Raw genomic sequence first — 14,619 nt, forward strand, 5'->3', positions numbered from 1 at the left:
TGAAATTATATCAAATTTAGTTAATTTATAAAAATATTGTTATAATTTTTAAAAAAATAGGGGAGGCTTATGGAGTATTACAATTGGATTTTAGCATTTCATGTTATGAGTTTTATTAGTTGGATGGCTATGCTTTTTTATCTGCCAAGATTGTATGTTTATCATACAGAATTTAAAGATAATTATGATTTTGTAGAGGTTGTAAAAATTCAAGAAGAAAAGCTTTATAAATTTATAGGTATTCCAGCTTTTTGGGCTACAATATTAAGTGGAGGGGCTTTAATAGTTTTAAATCCTGCTCTTTTTAAAAGTGGAATATGGCTTCATATAAAACTTACTGCAGTTATTTTTTTGATTTTATACCATTTAAGTTTGGGATATTTTAGAAAAAAACTTTTAAATGATGAATGTACAAAAAGCGGGAAATTTTTTAGAGTTTATAATGAAGTACCTACAATTTTAATGATAATAATAGTGATAATGGTTGTAATAAAACCTATATGAAAAAAGCTTTGGTTTTAAGTGGGGGAGGGGCAAGATGTATTGCTCAACTTGGATTTATTGAAGTTTTATATGAAAATGGAATTTTTTTTGATATTTTTAGTGGTTCTAGTGGTGGAGCAATAATTGCTGCATTTTTGGCAAAAGGATATAGACCAAAAGAGATATTTGAAATTTTAAAAGATATAGATTTTAAAAAATTTATAAAGTTTAACTTTTTTAAAAGATCAATTTTTTCTTTTAAAAATGCAGATAAACTTTTAGACTCATTTAATTTAGATGATTTTTCAAATCTTGAGAAAAAACTATATATTTGTGTAACTGATTATGATACTTATGAAACTTTATATATAGATGGCGGAAAACTATCTCATTTTTTGCTTGCATCTTCTTCATTAATTCCAATCTTCGAGCCATATAATATAGATGGGAAATATTATATAGATGGAGGATTTACAGATAATCTTCCAACAGCACCATGTCTAGATGCAGATTTTATATGTGCTATAAATGTTAACCCACCTATAAAAGTCAAAAATAGTTTTTTTGGTAATTTTTATAAAGCCGGATATATAATGTTAAATAACAATATAAAATATTCAAAACAAAAAGCACATAAATATTTAGAATTTAAAGAGTGTGGCAATTTTAGTATTTTTGATATGAAAAATTTTGATAAGATATATGATATAGGTTTGAAAGAGGGCAAAAAAGAGATAGATTATTTTAAAAGGCTATACAATGATTAAAAAAATGTGGGAGAAGTTTGTAGATAAGAAAATAATTCCTTATGTATTTACATGCTCTTCTCATCCAATGAGATTTCTAGAATTGTTAAAGGCAAATAAGGCTTTTGTTGATGGTCTTGACCCATCATATACAATACCAGGTTTTAAACTCTCAATTATTAGATTATATATTGTATATTTTGTGTTATGGAATATTATTATAATACCTGCATCTTTGATTTTTCACAATTTTTTAGCAAAACTTGATTGTCACTTGTCTATAATTTTGGCAATTATTTTTACATTACTATTTTTTGGAACTTTACAAATTTTTAAAGAGTGGCTTATTGATAGAGTATCTCAAAAAGTTATAAAAAAGGCTTGGCAAAATCATTTACCACATTTTGATTATGATAAATATAAAGAAAAAGTAGCTCAAATATATGCTGAGGCAATTGATAAAGATATTCCAAAATATGAGTTAGAAAGATATATTTTAGATAGACTTGTAGAAAACGATTGACAATAATATTTTCTTATGATAACATTCTTTCAAAAAATAAGAAAAGTTTATAATGAATCAAAGTTGTCCAGTATCATTTTCTAAGGTAGATTCGATAAAAGTTAGAATAAGCGCATTTATTTACTCTTTTTTAATTATCTATTTTTTTATTTTTCAAAATGCATTATTTTTAGCTTTAATTTTATTAGATTTAGTACTTAAAAATATAGATAAAAGATATGCTCCTATATTTATTGTATCAAGTACTATTTCTAAAATTTTAAACCTAAAACCAATTTATGAAGATAATGCCCCTAAAAAATTTGCATCAAAGATAGGGATTGTAATAATTTTATTATCTTTAATATTTTATAAATTGGATAAAAATATCTCTGATTTATTAATTTTAATATTTTTAATATGTGCATTCTTAGAAGCAGTTTTTAGCTATTGTGTAGGATGTAAAATGTATAGTATATTTAACTATTTTCAAAAAAAGTTTTACCAATAATTATCTTTTTACCAAAACCAAAACTGTTATTTGTATATTTTAAAAATTTTATTTTTATTCCCCAAAGTTTTGGATTAATAGCTTTTGTAAATGGAAATTTTTCAAAATATATTTTTTGACTCTCTTTATCAATATCTTCTAATAGACTACCTTGAAATTGCACACCTTCTATTTTTGATACTTTTTTTGTATCTAAAAAAATTGTGCCACTTGCATAAATATTCTTTTTAAGAAGTTTTATATGAAGAGTATCTTCATCTGATGCAAAAATTAAAATATCTCTTTTTTTATCATACACATAAAAACATGTTGCACAATAGGGAATATTTTCAGATGAAGTACAAATTGTCATTATATGTTGGCTTTCTAAAAATTTTTCTAATTTAGTATTCATTTTATAAATATATTAAACCCTTCTATTAAAAGATAGTATCTTGCAAATTTTGCAATTGCAACAATTATTATAAATTTTTTTATATCATAATGCAAAGAGCCTGCTATAAAAGTTAATGGATCGCCAATTATTGGAGCCCAAGAAAAAAGAAGTGCAAAACCGCCATACTTTTTAAAAAATTTTTCAGCTTTTAAAAGATTTTTTTCTTTTACATAACCCTTTTTTAGAAGATAATCAACTCCTTTTTTACCAATAAAAAAATTAAGTAGTGAACCTAGTGTATTTCCAAAGCCTGCACTAATTAATATTAATATTTTAGGATAGCCACTATTTAAATAATATAAAACAGTTGCTTCGCTATATATAGGAAGAATTGTAGCTGCTCCAAAAGCAGAAAGAAAAATAATAATTAACTCTTTCATAATTCCTTGTTCTTAATAAATATTATCTATATTATGCCATTATTGGGCTGTATTTGAATTTAGAGATTGATATTGAGAAAAATAATATAAAAATAGAATAAAGTTAAACTAAGTTTAAAAGTTAGATAAAGTTAATTTTTTAAATTAATTAATAACTAATAAAAATGAGTTAAAATATATATAAATTAAAAAGAAGGAGGAAGAGATGAATTTTGAAAAAGATGTTCAAAAAGCTCATGAGTTTTTAAAAGAGTTATCACAAGAGATAGGATGCGCAGGTGATGAAAGAAGAGCTGGAAGAGTTTTAAGAGCAGTACTAAGGGTTTTAAGAAGAAGAGTTTCTCCAGAAGAGTATATGGATTTTATAGCTCAGCTACCAATGTGTATTAAAGCAATGGCAGTAGATGGTTGGAAGCTATCATCTTTTCCTGATAAAAATATAAAAAGTGCTGAAGATTTTATAAAAGCGGTTATGGATGAAGATAAAAGAGCATCAGAGAATGATTTTGGTGACGAAGAGCAAGCAAATGATATTGTGAAAAAAGTTTTTCATTTTCTAAAAAAACATATCAGCAGTGGCGAAGTTAAAGATATGGAAGCTGAACTGCCAAAAGCTGTTAAAGAATTGATAGAAAACTCCTAAATTTAGACCCAGGTAGCTGGGTCTAATTTGTAATACTCTTTTAAAATATTATAAAGATTTGGTTCGCTTTTTTTTAAATTTATAGGTTTTTCAAAAAAAGCCTCTGTTGCAACAGCGAAAAATTCTGCTTCACTATTTATAGCATAATAGTCTAAAAATCCTTTTTTATGTTTTTTATATAACTCTTTTAATTTTTTAAACTCTTTTTTCATAATTTTTGTCCATTTTGGATAAAGTTTTGGCGGAAGCTCAGGTGTGCCATCTGCTACAAAATCAGCAAAATCAAGCTGATGAGCAAATTCATGAATACCAACATTTTTTCCATCATTTGGATTTTTATCTCCTAAAACAAGATCCTTCCAAGATATGACTACTTCTCCACCCTGCCAAGCTTCACCGAGTAATATCTCATTTTGTTGAGTTACTATCCAGCCATTTTGAATATTTTCTTTTTTAAAAATTGTATCAGGATATATGTATATGGTTTTTACATTTTTGTATTCACATCTATTGTGACCGATTGTTAAAATACATGCATTTGCAGCAATTAAAATCTTTTTTCTATCATCAATAACTACTCCTTTTCCTATAAACTCTTTATTTTTTATGAAAACTAAAATACAAGCTATTAATCTTTTTCTTAAAATTTTTGGGATTTTTTTATATAAAGGAAACTCTTTTAAAAGTATCTCTTCAATATGTTTTGGAAGCTTTCTCTTTTGATATAGATAGTATAAAAAATCTGTTTTTATATATTGGAAAAGTAATATAAGAAAATAGATAAAAATGATAATTGATAAAAAAATAATAAGTTTTATATAATAATTCATAAAAAGATTATATCAAAAGAGGAAAAGATGGCTTACATAAGTGGAGCATGCCGGGCTCGAACCGGCGACCTCCACGCTGCCAGCGTGGCGCTCTCCCAGCTGAGCTAATGCCCCAAAATTAGTTTATGGTTTATAGTTTTTGGTTTCTGGTTAGAAAAATTATATCAAAAAAATTCATATATAAAAACAGCTATCCATATTCCAAGAGTTAAAAATAGAGATAGTAAAACTGCAGCTGCGCCTGCATCTTTTGCATATTTTGCTAAAGGATGAAAATCTTTTGTTACTAAATCTACAACTCTTTCAATTGCACTATTAATTAGCTCAACTATTAATGGAATAAATATAGATGTTTGCAATATAGTTTTTGATAAAAGAGAAATGGGTAAAAACCATATTACAATTGTTAAAATAGTAAAAAAAACAATTTCTATTTTAAAAGATACTTCATTTTTAAATGCTTCAATAAGTCCATCTATTGCATATTTTGCATTTTTAAAAAGTGAATATTTTGGTTTATTTATCATTTTACAAAATATTTTTGAGCCTCTTTTTTATTTTCAAATGGGCTTGTTTTAAATTTTTCATTTCCAATTTCAACTTCATAAACTTCATCTGGCTTTGCTTTTGAGTAAGTTAGAGCAATTTTTGCAGCCATTTTTTTATCTTCATTTGAAGCATCTTTATTTATTAAACTAAGTGGTCCAGGAAGTGGCAGAGAAAATTTTATATATTTATTTAAATTTAACTCCTTTATTTTTTCATTTTCATCTTTGTTTCTGCTAACAACCAATTTTGCAGAATCTGGTAGTCTAAAATGTCTTCCCCATTTTAAAACATCAATATCTTCAGTTTCGAATTTGTCAAATTTTATATGATCTTTGATTTTTTTAGAAAAATTCTCATCAGTCAATAAACAGCCTCCACTTGGAGACTCATAATTTTCTATCCCCCATTTTTTAGCTAAGTTAATCTGTACTTCTCTGCTTCTTCCATGAATATCAAGAAGTTTTTCTCTATCTACCCACCCTTTTTCTTCAGGAATTGTGATAGGTAAAAGTTTTGCACTAAGTGGTCTTAGTATTAATCTATCAGCTGTGCTTAACTCTTCAACTTTTTTAAGTGCATCCATTCTTTGACTCATTGGTCTTTGTCCTGCAACTTCGCCACTTATAATAAAATGTGCATCATATTTTGGAAGTAGCGCTTTAGCTACTCTAATCATATTTGCATGACAATCTATACAAGGATTAAAATTTTTTCCATATCCATATTTTGGATTAAATAAAATCTCTTTTATAAATTGCTCTTTTATATTTATTATCTCGAGTTTAGCTCCAATTTTATCAGCTATATCTTTTAAATATCTCTTTTTTTCCTCTTCAGCTTTGCCTCCAAATCCTGTATCAAAATATAATCCAATTACTTCAACTCCTTGCTCAATTATAAGTTTCATTGCAAGAAGGCTATCAAGCCCGCCACTAAAAAGTGCTAATGCTCTAATCTTCTTCAATTACCAATTCTCCTTTTTTAAGTCTATTTATTATCTCTTTATATTTTCTTATCCAAAAGCTTTTTTGAGAAAATGATATATTTTTTTCTTTGATAAGATTTTTTAATTTTTGCTCATAGAATTTTATCAAAAAAATTAATAACTCGCTTTTTAACTCCTCTTCATTATATGTTTTTATATCTTCATCAAGAAGAATATTCATTAATTGGGGATGATCGCTCTTTTTTTCTATTGCCAATTTAAACTCTTCTTGATGATATTTAAAATGTTTTGGACTTATAAAATCAAGCACGGTATCAATAAGTTTTGGATTTTCCAGAATTGTTTTTATTATAGTTATCTCTTTTGTATCTTTGTTTTGTGTTATTTTTTGTTGTTGAAAAGAGTTTCTGCTGAGCTTTATGAATGTTGAAGGGATATTTAATAGTGCTGCAACATAGCTTTTATACTCTTCTTGAATAATAGGTGATAAAGATTTTAAATAGTTTATAGCTTCATTTAATGCTTTCTCTTTTTCGATAGGATTTTTTATATCATATAAAGATATAGTTTTTTCTATAACAAACTCTATAAAAGGTTTAGGATTTCTAAAAATTTTTTCAAGTTCATCTATTTTATTCTCTTTTACCATATCAGCTGGATCCATTCCATTTTCAAAAAGAACAACTCCTCCTTCTATATCAGATGAAGAGAGCAGTTTTGCTGCTTTAATTGCAGCTGCAATTCCAGCTGAATCTCCATCATATGCTAGTACTATTTTTGGCTCACCTCTTCTTAAAAGAGGTAGATGATCTTTTGTTAAAGCTGTTCCAAGAGTGGCAACTGCATTTGTAAAACCTGCTTGATGGAGCATTACAACATCTAAATATCCTTCTGTGATTATCATTTTTTTTGTTTTGAAAATTTTCTCTTTAGCTTTTGTGTAGCCATATAAAAGCTTGGATTTGTTAAAAAGTTTGGTTTGCGGCGAGTTGATATATTTTGCAGGATGATTTGATATAGTTCTTCCTCCGAATCCAACAATTTGTCCATTTGGAGTGTATATAGGAAATGTGATTCTTTCTATAAATCTTGCATATACTCTATTGTCTTGAAGTGCTAATATTCCGCTATCTATCGCTTCTTGCAAAGGAATATGACGGCTTTTTAAATAGTTTATTGTTTTTTGTGAATCTGGTGCATAACCTATTTCAAATTTTTCTATGCTTGATTCATATACTCCTCTTTCTTTTAGATATTTTTGAGCCTCTTTATTGCTATCAAGCATTTTTTTATAAAATCTGTTTATCTCTTTTAATACTTTATATAAATCCTTAGAGCCATTTTTTTCATCTGTATAATTTAAATGAATATTATATAAAGATGCAAGTTTTTCTATCGCTTCAGGGTAGGAGAGTTTTTCATATTCCATTACAAATTTTATAGCGTCTCCTCCAGCACCACATCCAAAACAGTGAAAAATCTGTTTTGATGGACTTACTACAAAACTTGGAGTATCTTCATCATGGAAAGGGCAAAGTGCTTTAAAATTTGCTCCACTCTTTTTCAGCTCAATATAGTTTCCAATAACATCTACAATATCTATACGATTTTTTAATTGTTCAATTGAAGTCTTATCTATCATATATAGATTATAGCATAATCATTGTATAATTAAATCAAAAAATTCAAAGGTGATATTTGGATAATTTTTTGATTGAATATAGAGACCCGCTTTTTGGAATTTTGATATTTTTTATTCTTGTTTTTATAGTCTCTTTTTTCAGTTATTGGTGGGCTTATTATAAAAGAAAAGAGCAAGAGAGCGAAATATCAAAATTTTTTTCAAAATTTGAAGAAAATGCAGATGAAGAGATTTTAAATATTCAAAAAACAGATACAAAAAAGGCTTTTTTACTTTTGGCAAATGCATTTGAAAAAAGTGGTGATTTTGAAAAGGCTATCGCAATATATCTTAATCTTTCAAAATTATCAAAAGATAGTTTTGAAAAAGAAGAGATTTTGAAAAGATTGGGATTTATATATTTTAAAATAGGTTTTTTAGAGAAATCAAAAGAGATATTTATAAAAACATTGAAATTCTTTCCAAGAGATAAAGAGTCTTTAAAATATTTGATGGTTATTTATGAAAAACTTCAACAATATGATAAAGCTATTGAAATATTAGAATCTTTAGAAGAGCTTGGAATTGAAAAATATGAGAGTGAATATATAAAAGCACTTTATTTAGTAAAAAATTCTACTTCAGATACAGACAAACTTATAAATATATATAATGAATGCAATGAGCTTGTAAGGGTTGTTTTTAAATATCTTTTTGATTATTATCCACAAATTGCATGGAAAAATATTAAAAGTAAAGATTTGATTTATATAAGTGACATATTATGGCATCTCCCTTTTGAAAAAATAGATTTTAAATATGTAAAAAAAGATCAATTTTTATCTGAGCTTTATAGTGCAAAAGGGTATATTGATACAAAAAAAAGCAGTAAAATATTTGAATTAAATGTTTTACTTAATTTAAAAAATGATATTGCAGATTTGGATTTTGAATATCTTTGCAATGAGTGTAAAAGTATCTTTCCAATCTCTTTTACAAGATGTCCTAACTGCTTAAGTCCAAAGAGTCCAACAGTTGAATTTATCCTAACAAAAAAAAGAGCAATAAATGAAGAAAATATATCTATTTAGTGATGGCTCCTCTTTAGGAAATCCTGGTCCTGGAGGATATTGTGCAATATTAAGATATAAAAATCATGAAAAAATCATAAAAGGAGGAGAGAAAGAGACAACAAACAATAGGATGGAGCTAAAAGCAGTTATTGAAGCTTTAAAGCAGCTAAAAGAGCCTTGTGAAATAGAGCTTTATAGTGATTCAAATTATGTTGTTAAAGCAATTAATGAGTGGCTTGATAGTTGGATAAAAAAAGATTTTAAAAATGTTAAAAATGTTGATTTGTGGAAAGAGTTTTTAAAATATAGTAAACCCCATAAAATCAAAGCATATTGGGTAAAAGGACATAGTGGTCATACAGAGAATGAAATATGTGATAAAATTGCAAGAGAGATTGCAGCAAAATATAAAAGTTAGAAAGTTGGAAAGTTAGAAAGTTAGAAATTTTTTTTCTCACTCTCTAACTCTCTTACTTTCTCACATAGTGTGAGGAGAAAAAATGCCACAAAATTTAAAAGATTTTGAAGAGAAACTTGGATATAGATTTAAAAATAAGCAGCTATTAATAGAAGCTTTAACCCACAAAAGCTATAAAAAGCCTTATAATAATGAAAGACTTGAATTTTTAGGCGATGCAGTATTAGACCTTGTAGTTGGAGAATATCTTTATTTTAAATTTCCAAATGCAAATGAGGGAGAGCTTTCTAAAATGAGAGCCTCTTTAGTTAATGAAGAAGGGTTTGCTAAGCTTGCTAAAGAGCTGGATTTAGGAAAATATATCTTTATTTCAGCTGCAGAAGAGAATAATAATGGTAGAAATAAGCCATCTTTATTATCAAATGCTTTTGAAGCTGTTATGGGTGCTATATATCTTGAGAGTGGTTTAGATGAGGTAAAAAAGATTACATTAAAACTTCTTGAAAAGATTTATCCAAAAATTGATCTTGACTCTTTGTTTAAAGATTATAAAACTTCATTGCAAGAATTAACGCAAGCAAAATTTGGAACAACTCCTGAATATAAACTTGTTAGCTCTTATGGACCTGATCATAAAAAAGAGTTTGAAGTTGCAGTTTTATTACATGGTGAAGAGCTATCTGTAGCAAAAGGAAAAAGTAAAAAAGCTGCCCAGCAAGAAGCAGCTAAAAAAGCACTTGAAATTTTGAAGAAAAGAGATTAGTTTTAGTGATAGTGAATATGCATTTTTGAGAGGAAATTATGAATAGTTTTGGTATTCGTTTTAGATTTACAACTTTTGGAGAATCACACGGCAAGGCAATTGGATGTGTTGTTGATGGAGTTCCTGCAGGGCTTAATATAGATGAAGATTTTATCCAAAGTGAGCTTGATAGAAGAAGACCTGGAAAGAATGAGTTTGCAACCCAAAGAAAAGAAGAAGACAAAGTTGAAATTTTAAGTGGAGTTTTTGAAGGAAAATCTACAGGTTCTCCGATTGCTATGGTTATTTTCAATAAAAACCAAAAAAGCAAAGATTACTCAAATATAAAAGATATTTTTAGACCAGGTCATGCAGATTTTACATATTGGCATAAATATGGCATCAGAGATTATAGGGGTGGAGGAAGAAGCAGTGCAAGAGAGACAGCTGCAAGAGTAGCTGCTGGTGCTATTGCAAAGCTTATTTTAAAAGAGATTGGTGTTGAGATTGAAGCTGGTATTTTTGAGATTGCTGGAATAAAAGCAAAAAAACTCGATTTTGAGTATGCAAAAAAAAGTGAAATATATGCACTTGATAAAGATGTTGAAGAGGAGCAAAAAAGAGCTATAATTGAAGCGAAAAAAGAGCATGATAGTGTTGGTGGAGCAGTTTTTGTAAGAGCAAAAAATGTCCCAATTGGCCTTGGCGAGCCAATCTATTATAAACTTGATGCAGTCTTAGCTGAAGCAATGATGAGTATTAATGCAGCAAAAGCTGTAGAGATTGGATTAGGAATTGAGAGTTCAAGGATAAAAGGCAGTCAAAACAATGATCAAATAAACAAAAATGGTTTTTTAAGCAATAATGCTGGAGGAATTCTAGGTGGTATTAGTAATGGAGAGCCAATTGAGTTAAAAGTATATTTTAAGCCAACTCCATCCATATTTAAAAAACAAAAAACAATAGATATTTATGGAAATGAAGTTGAATTTGAACTAAAAGGAAGACATGATCCTTGTGTTGCGATTAGAGGAAGTGTTGTGTGTGAGGCTATGATGGCTTTGGTTTTGGTAGATATGCTTTTATTAAATACCACTTCAAAACTTGAAAATATAAAAAAAATATATCTTTAATATTAAATTAAAAAAGTGTGGGTTGAAGAGATTTTGGCTTAAAGCTTTTTCTATGAACGCTTGTTAATCCATACTTTTTTATCTCGTCTATATGCTCTTTTGTTCCATACCCTTTATGTTTGCAAAATTTAAAATTTGGATATTTTTTTTCTAAATCACACATTATTTTATCTCTAGTAACTTTGGCTAAGATTGAAGCTGCCATAACCTCTTTTATTTTAGAATCTGCTTTTATTATTGGTTCAACTTTTTCTACACCAAATTTTGAGTTTCCATCGAATATATATTTATGAGCTTTTAATGAAGATATAATCTCTTTTAAAGCCTTATTAATGCATGCTGAAAGTCCAAAGGAATCAATCTCTTGATTTTCAATTATTACGATTTTATATTTGGAAGATTTTTTTATCTTTTCAAAAAGCTCTTCTCTTTTTTTTGGAGTGATTTTTTTTGAATCATTTAAATTATCTATATCATTGTTCAAAATTACACCAGCAACAACTAAAGGTCCAGCAAGTGGTCCACGTCCAGCTTCATCTATACCACAGATAATCATTTTATTATTCTTTTTAGTTGATTATATCAAAATCTATTATTCAAATTCACTTAATGCCCATTCATAAAAAGGTACAACATCAACTTTTATATCTTTTTCATAAAAAGAGAAACTATTTGTTACTGATACAACTTTTATTTTTTGCACATCCAGTTCTTTTAGATATTTGTAAGCTTTGATTACTTTTTTTTCTATTGTTACTTCATTTCCAAAGGGAATAGAAAAAATTGCCTCATTTTTTGAAGGAATATAAAAATCTATCTGATCATAATAAAATATATCCTCAATTTTTTTATATAGCTCTAAAAAAACCATATTTTCGAAAATTTTTGGAAACTCTTTTGATAAACTAAGATAATTTTTGATTGCAAAATCGTATAGATAAATCTTTTTTGCTGCTGCTGGATGTTTATATTTTTGTATCAAATAAAAATATCTGTTTTGTAGATTTTCAAATTTTTCATAAAATCTATCTTTAGAAATCTTCATTTTTGATTTTAACTTTGTAAAAATATGGTATGCACTTGTTTTGTGTCCCTGAAATTGTGAGAGTTCTTTAAATATCATCAATTCATCATTTGAAAATGTTAAGTGTAAAATTTCAAAAAATCTTTCCTCTTTTTTATATTCTAATATATTTGAAATTTCGGGAAAAGTTCCATTTTTCAAAAAATTATTAAATACAGTTTTTATATCTGTAGCTCTATCAAAAGCAATATACTCTTCAAAATCTAAAAGATTTAATTTTATCTTTTCAAAACCATTTATATCAATATTTTCTTGTGATGAAATAATTATCTGTTCAGCTTTTGGTATTTTAAAATTTTTATCTTTCAAATTTTCTAATACAACTAATTTAATATTATTATCATTTATAAATTTTTGAAGATTTTGTTGTAGAGAATTTAAATCTATTCTAAAATCATTTAAATCAATATATAAATAGTTTTTATTAGATCTATAAATATAATCTTTGATTAAAAAACTTTTTCCACAAAATTTTACACCTGTAATAATATAATTTTTATTATCAGATAGTTTGATTTTTCTCTCTATATATGGTAATTTTTTAATTTTTTTCTCAAAAAGAAACTCTAATTGCTCCATTTGTAATCCTTTCCTTTTTAGAAGGAAATAAATTTTAAAAATTTTACCATAAAATATTGACTATTTGAAAAAAAACTCTTATAATTTCCACTCCAAAATTGGGCATTTAATGCCGAGTTCTTTTTACAAGGGAAGTTAATGGAAAAGATTAGACTTAAGCTACGCGCTTATGATCACAGGGTTTTAGATAGAAGTGTTGCAGCGATTGTAGAGGCTGTTAAGAGAACAGGTGCAGAGATTCGTGGTCCGATTCCACTACCTACAAAAATAAGAAGATATACAGTTCTTAGATCTCCACACATCAATAAAGATTCAAGAGAACAATTTGAAATTAGAATTCATTCAAGACTTATTGACATAGTGTCGGCGACACCAGATACGGTAGATTCGCTAATGAAGTTAGACTTGGCTCCTGAAGTGGATGTAGAAGTTAGGTCAATGGGTCAATAAGGGAGTAGTAGATGGAATTTATAGTAGAAAAAATAGGAATGAGCAGAACAATAAGTGTACCAAGTGTACCTGTTACACTGCTAAAAGTAAAAGATGCAAAAGTTTGCGAAATTTTTGAAGATGGAAGAGCTATAGTTGCTTATTCGCATGGAAAAAGAAAAAATAAGCCTATTGAGGGACAGCAAAAAAAATATGGATTATCTCCAGAATATAATAGATTTGCGACACTAAAAGTTGCAAATAGCGAAGCTGGTGATATTGATATAAGCGTTTTAGAGAATGCAAAAAAGATAAAAAGCTCTTTTACCTCTAAAGGTAGAGGTTTTGCTGGTGTTATGAAAAGATGGAATTTTGGTGGTGGTCCAAGAAGCCACGGTTCAAGATTTCATAGACGTACAGGTTCAGTTGGTAACTGTGAATGGCCAGGAAGAATTCAGCCTGGACAAAAGATGCCTGGACATTATGGAAATGAAAAGATTACTGTTCAAAATGAGATTGTAAGTTTTGATCCAGAAAATAAAATCTTGGTTGTAAAAGGCTCAATCCCAGGTCCTAATGGGGCACTAGGAAGAATAAGGATAGTAAAATGAGTAAAGCTATAGTATTGAATGAAAATTATGAAAAATCTGGTGATATAGCATTACCTGAAAAATATGCACAAATAAATCCGCATAATCTTTACCTATATGTAAAATCATATGCAGCTTCTTTAAGAGCAAACAATGCTCAAACAAAAAATAGAAGCGCAGTTAGCGGCGGTGGTAGAAAACCATGGCAACAAAAAGGTAGAGGTGGAGCAAGAGCAGGATCAATTAGATCTCCATTATTTGTAGGTGGGGGTGTTGTTTTTGGTCCAAGCAATGATAGAAACTATACTCAAAAAATCAATAAAAAACAGAAAAGACTAGCATTAGAGTATGCTCTTTTTGAAAAAGCACAAGATGGAAAACTGTTTGTTGTTGATTCAGTAAATGTAGAGTCTGGAAAAACAAAAGATGCAGCAGCAATTATGAAAAAGTTAAATGTAAGAGATGCTTTAATTGTAAAAGATTTAATTGATGAAAAAACATTTCTTGCATTTAGAAATCTTCCAAATGCTTACTTAATAGAGCCAAATGAATTGAATGCATATTTGGCAGCAGCATATAATGCGATTGTTATTGAGAAAGCTGTTTGGGAAAATTTAGTAAAAGAGGGCTAAGATGGCAGATATAACAGATATCAAATCAATAATATATACAGAAAAAACTTTGGGCCTTCAAGAAGAGGGATATATAGTGATTCAAACATCTGAAAAGATGACAAAGAATCAACTAAAAGAGGTATTAAAAGAGTATTTTGGTGTCAATCCTGTTAAAATCAATTCTTTAAAAGTAAATGGAAAAAAGAAAAGATTTAGAGGGATTGAAGGTAGAAGAACAAACTATAAAAAATTCTATGTGAAGTTGCCAGAGGGCACTCAGATAGAAAGTTTAGCGGTGTAAGGATAGAAA

At 27.9% G+C, this 14,619-nt stretch carries 21 protein-coding genes and 1 tRNA gene; 13 read left to right on the forward strand and 9 right to left on the reverse strand.

The features are described from left to right. The first annotated feature begins 69 nt into the window (after positions 1 to 69). The 4 genes from hemJ to QML81_RS04055 are packed head-to-tail and all read left to right on the forward strand — an operon-like array spanning position 70 to position 2,242. Positions 70 to 504 (forward strand): protoporphyrinogen oxidase HemJ, encoded by a 435-nt coding sequence (gene hemJ / locus QML81_RS04040; protein ID WP_281951904.1) that lies wholly within the window; start codon positions 70 to 72, stop codon positions 502 to 504. After that, the gene (locus tag QML81_RS04045) at positions 501 to 1,250 is read left to right on the forward strand and encodes a patatin-like phospholipase family protein (protein WP_281951905.1); all 750 of its coding nucleotides are present in this window, start codon (positions 501 to 503) and stop codon (positions 1,248 to 1,250) included. The genes hemJ and QML81_RS04045 overlap by 4 nt, the downstream gene beginning before the upstream one ends. Beyond that, complete coding sequence (locus QML81_RS04050) at positions 1,243 to 1,752, forward strand: hypothetical protein (protein ID WP_281951906.1); 510 nt, start codon at positions 1,243 to 1,245, stop codon at positions 1,750 to 1,752. Before QML81_RS04045 ends, QML81_RS04050 begins: the two co-directional genes overlap by 8 nt. A gap of 52 nt (positions 1,753 to 1,804) precedes the next feature. Beyond that, positions 1,805 to 2,242 carry a DUF4395 domain-containing protein gene (locus QML81_RS04055; RefSeq protein WP_281951907.1) on the forward strand — a complete coding sequence of 146 codons (438 nt, stop codon included), beginning with the start codon at positions 1,805 to 1,807 and terminating at the stop codon, positions 2,240 to 2,242. Here the strand turns inward: QML81_RS04055 and QML81_RS04060 are convergent. Together QML81_RS04060 and QML81_RS04065 are read right to left on the reverse strand one after the other, a co-directional pair. Further along, on the reverse strand, positions 2,211 to 2,636 hold the full coding sequence (locus QML81_RS04060; RefSeq protein ID WP_281951908.1) for a pyridoxamine 5'-phosphate oxidase family protein: 426 nt from the start codon (positions 2,634 to 2,636) through the stop codon (positions 2,211 to 2,213). The genes QML81_RS04055 and QML81_RS04060 overlap by 32 nt on opposite strands. Beyond that, the gene (locus QML81_RS04065; protein ID WP_281951909.1) at positions 2,633 to 3,058 is read right to left on the reverse strand and encodes a YqaA family protein; all 426 of its coding nucleotides are present in this window, start codon (positions 3,056 to 3,058) and stop codon (positions 2,633 to 2,635) included. The genes QML81_RS04060 and QML81_RS04065 overlap by 4 nt, the downstream gene beginning before the upstream one ends. Positions 3,059 to 3,263: 205 nt before the next feature. On the opposite strand from QML81_RS04065, the gene QML81_RS04070 reads away from it, so the two are divergent. Continuing rightward, entirely contained in the window at positions 3,264 to 3,701 is a 438-nt protein-coding gene (locus QML81_RS04070) for a DUF2267 domain-containing protein (RefSeq protein WP_281951910.1), read from the forward strand. A 2-nt stretch (positions 3,702 to 3,703) separates the two neighbouring features. Here QML81_RS04070 and QML81_RS04075 read toward each other — a convergent pair whose 3' ends face one another. From QML81_RS04075 to dnaG, 5 genes are all read right to left on the reverse strand, one after another. After that, positions 3,704 to 4,531 (reverse strand): M90 family metallopeptidase, encoded by an 828-nt coding sequence (locus QML81_RS04075; RefSeq protein ID WP_281951911.1) that lies wholly within the window; start codon positions 4,529 to 4,531, stop codon positions 3,704 to 3,706. 41 nt (positions 4,532 to 4,572) lie between these two features. Further along, a tRNA-Ala gene (locus QML81_RS04080) sits at positions 4,573 to 4,645 on the reverse strand. A 50-nt stretch (positions 4,646 to 4,695) separates the two neighbouring features. After that, entirely contained in the window at positions 4,696 to 5,058 is a 363-nt protein-coding gene (locus tag QML81_RS04085; protein ID WP_281951912.1) for a diacylglycerol kinase, read from the reverse strand. Then, a complete protein-coding gene (locus QML81_RS04090; RefSeq protein ID WP_281951913.1) occupies positions 5,055 to 6,044 on the reverse strand; it encodes an argininosuccinate synthase domain-containing protein in 990 nt (329 codons plus the stop codon). The genes QML81_RS04085 and QML81_RS04090 overlap by 4 nt, the downstream gene beginning before the upstream one ends. Next, complete coding sequence (dnaG, locus tag QML81_RS04095) at positions 6,031 to 7,668, reverse strand: DNA primase (protein WP_281951914.1); 1,638 nt, start codon at positions 7,666 to 7,668, stop codon at positions 6,031 to 6,033. Before dnaG ends, QML81_RS04090 begins: the two co-directional genes overlap by 14 nt. A 56-nt stretch (positions 7,669 to 7,724) precedes the next feature. Here dnaG and QML81_RS04100 point away from each other — a divergent pair, with 56 nt between their 5' ends. The 4 genes from QML81_RS04100 (at position 7,725) to aroC (ending at position 11,013) form a co-directional block, all read left to right on the forward strand. Then, positions 7,725 to 8,738, forward strand: a complete 1,014-nt coding sequence (locus QML81_RS04100; RefSeq protein WP_281951915.1) for a tetratricopeptide repeat protein — start codon at positions 7,725 to 7,727, stop codon at positions 8,736 to 8,738. Next, complete coding sequence (gene rnhA, locus QML81_RS04105; RefSeq protein ID WP_281951916.1) at positions 8,716 to 9,138, forward strand: ribonuclease HI; 423 nt, start codon at positions 8,716 to 8,718, stop codon at positions 9,136 to 9,138. Before QML81_RS04100 ends, rnhA begins: the two co-directional genes overlap by 23 nt. A gap of 82 nt (positions 9,139 to 9,220) precedes the next feature. Continuing rightward, positions 9,221 to 9,901, forward strand: coding sequence for a ribonuclease III (gene rnc, locus QML81_RS04110; protein ID WP_281951917.1), 681 nt, complete (start codon positions 9,221 to 9,223; stop codon positions 9,899 to 9,901). A 38-nt stretch (positions 9,902 to 9,939) separates the two neighbouring features. Beyond that, positions 9,940 to 11,013, forward strand: a complete 1,074-nt coding sequence (aroC, locus tag QML81_RS04115; protein ID WP_281951918.1) for a chorismate synthase — start codon at positions 9,940 to 9,942, stop codon at positions 11,011 to 11,013. Between the two features lie 7 nt (positions 11,014 to 11,020). On the opposite strand, the gene QML81_RS04120 is transcribed toward aroC, so the two are convergent. Together QML81_RS04120 and QML81_RS04125 are read right to left on the reverse strand one after the other, a co-directional pair. Further along, entirely contained in the window at positions 11,021 to 11,569 is a 549-nt protein-coding gene (locus QML81_RS04120; RefSeq protein ID WP_281951919.1) for a ribonuclease HII, read from the reverse strand. A gap of 36 nt (positions 11,570 to 11,605) precedes the next feature. Beyond that, positions 11,606 to 12,676 (reverse strand): AAA family ATPase, encoded by a 1,071-nt coding sequence (locus QML81_RS04125; RefSeq protein WP_281951920.1) that lies wholly within the window; start codon positions 12,674 to 12,676, stop codon positions 11,606 to 11,608. 138 nt (positions 12,677 to 12,814) lie between these two features. On the opposite strand from QML81_RS04125, the gene rpsJ reads away from it, so the two are divergent. The 4 genes from rpsJ to QML81_RS04145 are packed head-to-tail and all read left to right on the forward strand — an operon-like array spanning position 12,815 to position 14,610. Next, entirely contained in the window at positions 12,815 to 13,126 is a 312-nt protein-coding gene (gene rpsJ / locus QML81_RS04130; RefSeq protein WP_187647516.1) for a 30S ribosomal protein S10, read from the forward strand. Between the two features lie 11 nt (positions 13,127 to 13,137). Beyond that, on the forward strand, positions 13,138 to 13,716 hold the full coding sequence (rplC, locus tag QML81_RS04135; RefSeq protein ID WP_281951921.1) for a 50S ribosomal protein L3: 579 nt from the start codon (positions 13,138 to 13,140) through the stop codon (positions 13,714 to 13,716). Continuing rightward, the gene (gene rplD, locus QML81_RS04140; RefSeq protein ID WP_281951922.1) at positions 13,713 to 14,327 is read left to right on the forward strand and encodes a 50S ribosomal protein L4; all 615 of its coding nucleotides are present in this window, start codon (positions 13,713 to 13,715) and stop codon (positions 14,325 to 14,327) included. The genes rplC and rplD overlap by 4 nt, the downstream gene beginning before the upstream one ends. A gap of 1 nt (position 14,328) precedes the next feature. Next, positions 14,329 to 14,610 carry a 50S ribosomal protein L23 gene (locus QML81_RS04145; protein WP_281951923.1) on the forward strand — a complete coding sequence of 94 codons (282 nt, stop codon included), beginning with the start codon at positions 14,329 to 14,331 and terminating at the stop codon, positions 14,608 to 14,610. Positions 14,611 to 14,619: the final 9 nt, after the last annotated feature.

Origin of the sequence: Nitrosophilus kaiyonis (genome assembly GCF_027943725.1) — a bacterium.
In the GTDB taxonomy this organism is placed as follows: Bacteria; Campylobacterota; Campylobacteria; order Campylobacterales; family Nitratiruptoraceae; genus Nitrosophilus_A; species Nitrosophilus_A kaiyonis.

Coding starts and splice junctions, on each gene's coding strand:
- QML81_RS04050 (WP_281951906.1), top strand. CDS start 1,243: ATGATTAAAAAAATGTGGGAGAAGTTTGTAGATAAGAAAATAATTCCT.
- rnhA (WP_281951916.1), top strand. CDS start 8,716: ATGAAGAAAATATATCTATTTAGTGATGGCTCCTCTTTAGGAAATCCT.
- QML81_RS04145 (WP_281951923.1), top strand. CDS start 14,329: ATGGCAGATATAACAGATATCAAATCAATAATATATACAGAAAAAACT.
- QML81_RS04070 (WP_281951910.1), top strand. CDS start 3,264: ATGAATTTTGAAAAAGATGTTCAAAAAGCTCATGAGTTTTTAAAAGAG.
- QML81_RS04085 (WP_281951912.1), bottom strand. CDS start 5,058: ATGATAAATAAACCAAAATATTCACTTTTTAAAAATGCAAAATATGCA.
- QML81_RS04060 (WP_281951908.1), bottom strand. CDS start 2,636: ATGAATACTAAATTAGAAAAATTTTTAGAAAGCCAACATATAATGACA.
- QML81_RS04075 (WP_281951911.1), bottom strand. CDS start 4,531: ATGAATTATTATATAAAACTTATTATTTTTTTATCAATTATCATTTTT.
- QML81_RS04065 (WP_281951909.1), bottom strand. CDS start 3,058: ATGAAAGAGTTAATTATTATTTTTCTTTCTGCTTTTGGAGCAGCTACA.
- rplD (WP_281951922.1), top strand. CDS start 13,713: ATGAGTAAAGCTATAGTATTGAATGAAAATTATGAAAAATCTGGTGAT.
- QML81_RS04120 (WP_281951919.1), bottom strand. CDS start 11,569: ATGATTATCTGTGGTATAGATGAAGCTGGACGTGGACCACTTGCTGGA.
- QML81_RS04055 (WP_281951907.1), top strand. CDS start 1,805: ATGAATCAAAGTTGTCCAGTATCATTTTCTAAGGTAGATTCGATAAAA.
- hemJ (WP_281951904.1), top strand. CDS start 70: ATGGAGTATTACAATTGGATTTTAGCATTTCATGTTATGAGTTTTATT.
- QML81_RS04125 (WP_281951920.1), bottom strand. CDS start 12,676: ATGGAGCAATTAGAGTTTCTTTTTGAGAAAAAAATTAAAAAATTACCA.
- rnc (WP_281951917.1), top strand. CDS start 9,221: ATGCCACAAAATTTAAAAGATTTTGAAGAGAAACTTGGATATAGATTT.
- rpsJ (WP_187647516.1), top strand. CDS start 12,815: ATGGAAAAGATTAGACTTAAGCTACGCGCTTATGATCACAGGGTTTTA.
- aroC (WP_281951918.1), top strand. CDS start 9,940: ATGAATAGTTTTGGTATTCGTTTTAGATTTACAACTTTTGGAGAATCA.
- rplC (WP_281951921.1), top strand. CDS start 13,138: ATGGAATTTATAGTAGAAAAAATAGGAATGAGCAGAACAATAAGTGTA.
- QML81_RS04045 (WP_281951905.1), top strand. CDS start 501: ATGAAAAAAGCTTTGGTTTTAAGTGGGGGAGGGGCAAGATGTATTGCT.
- dnaG (WP_281951914.1), bottom strand. CDS start 7,668: ATGATAGATAAGACTTCAATTGAACAATTAAAAAATCGTATAGATATT.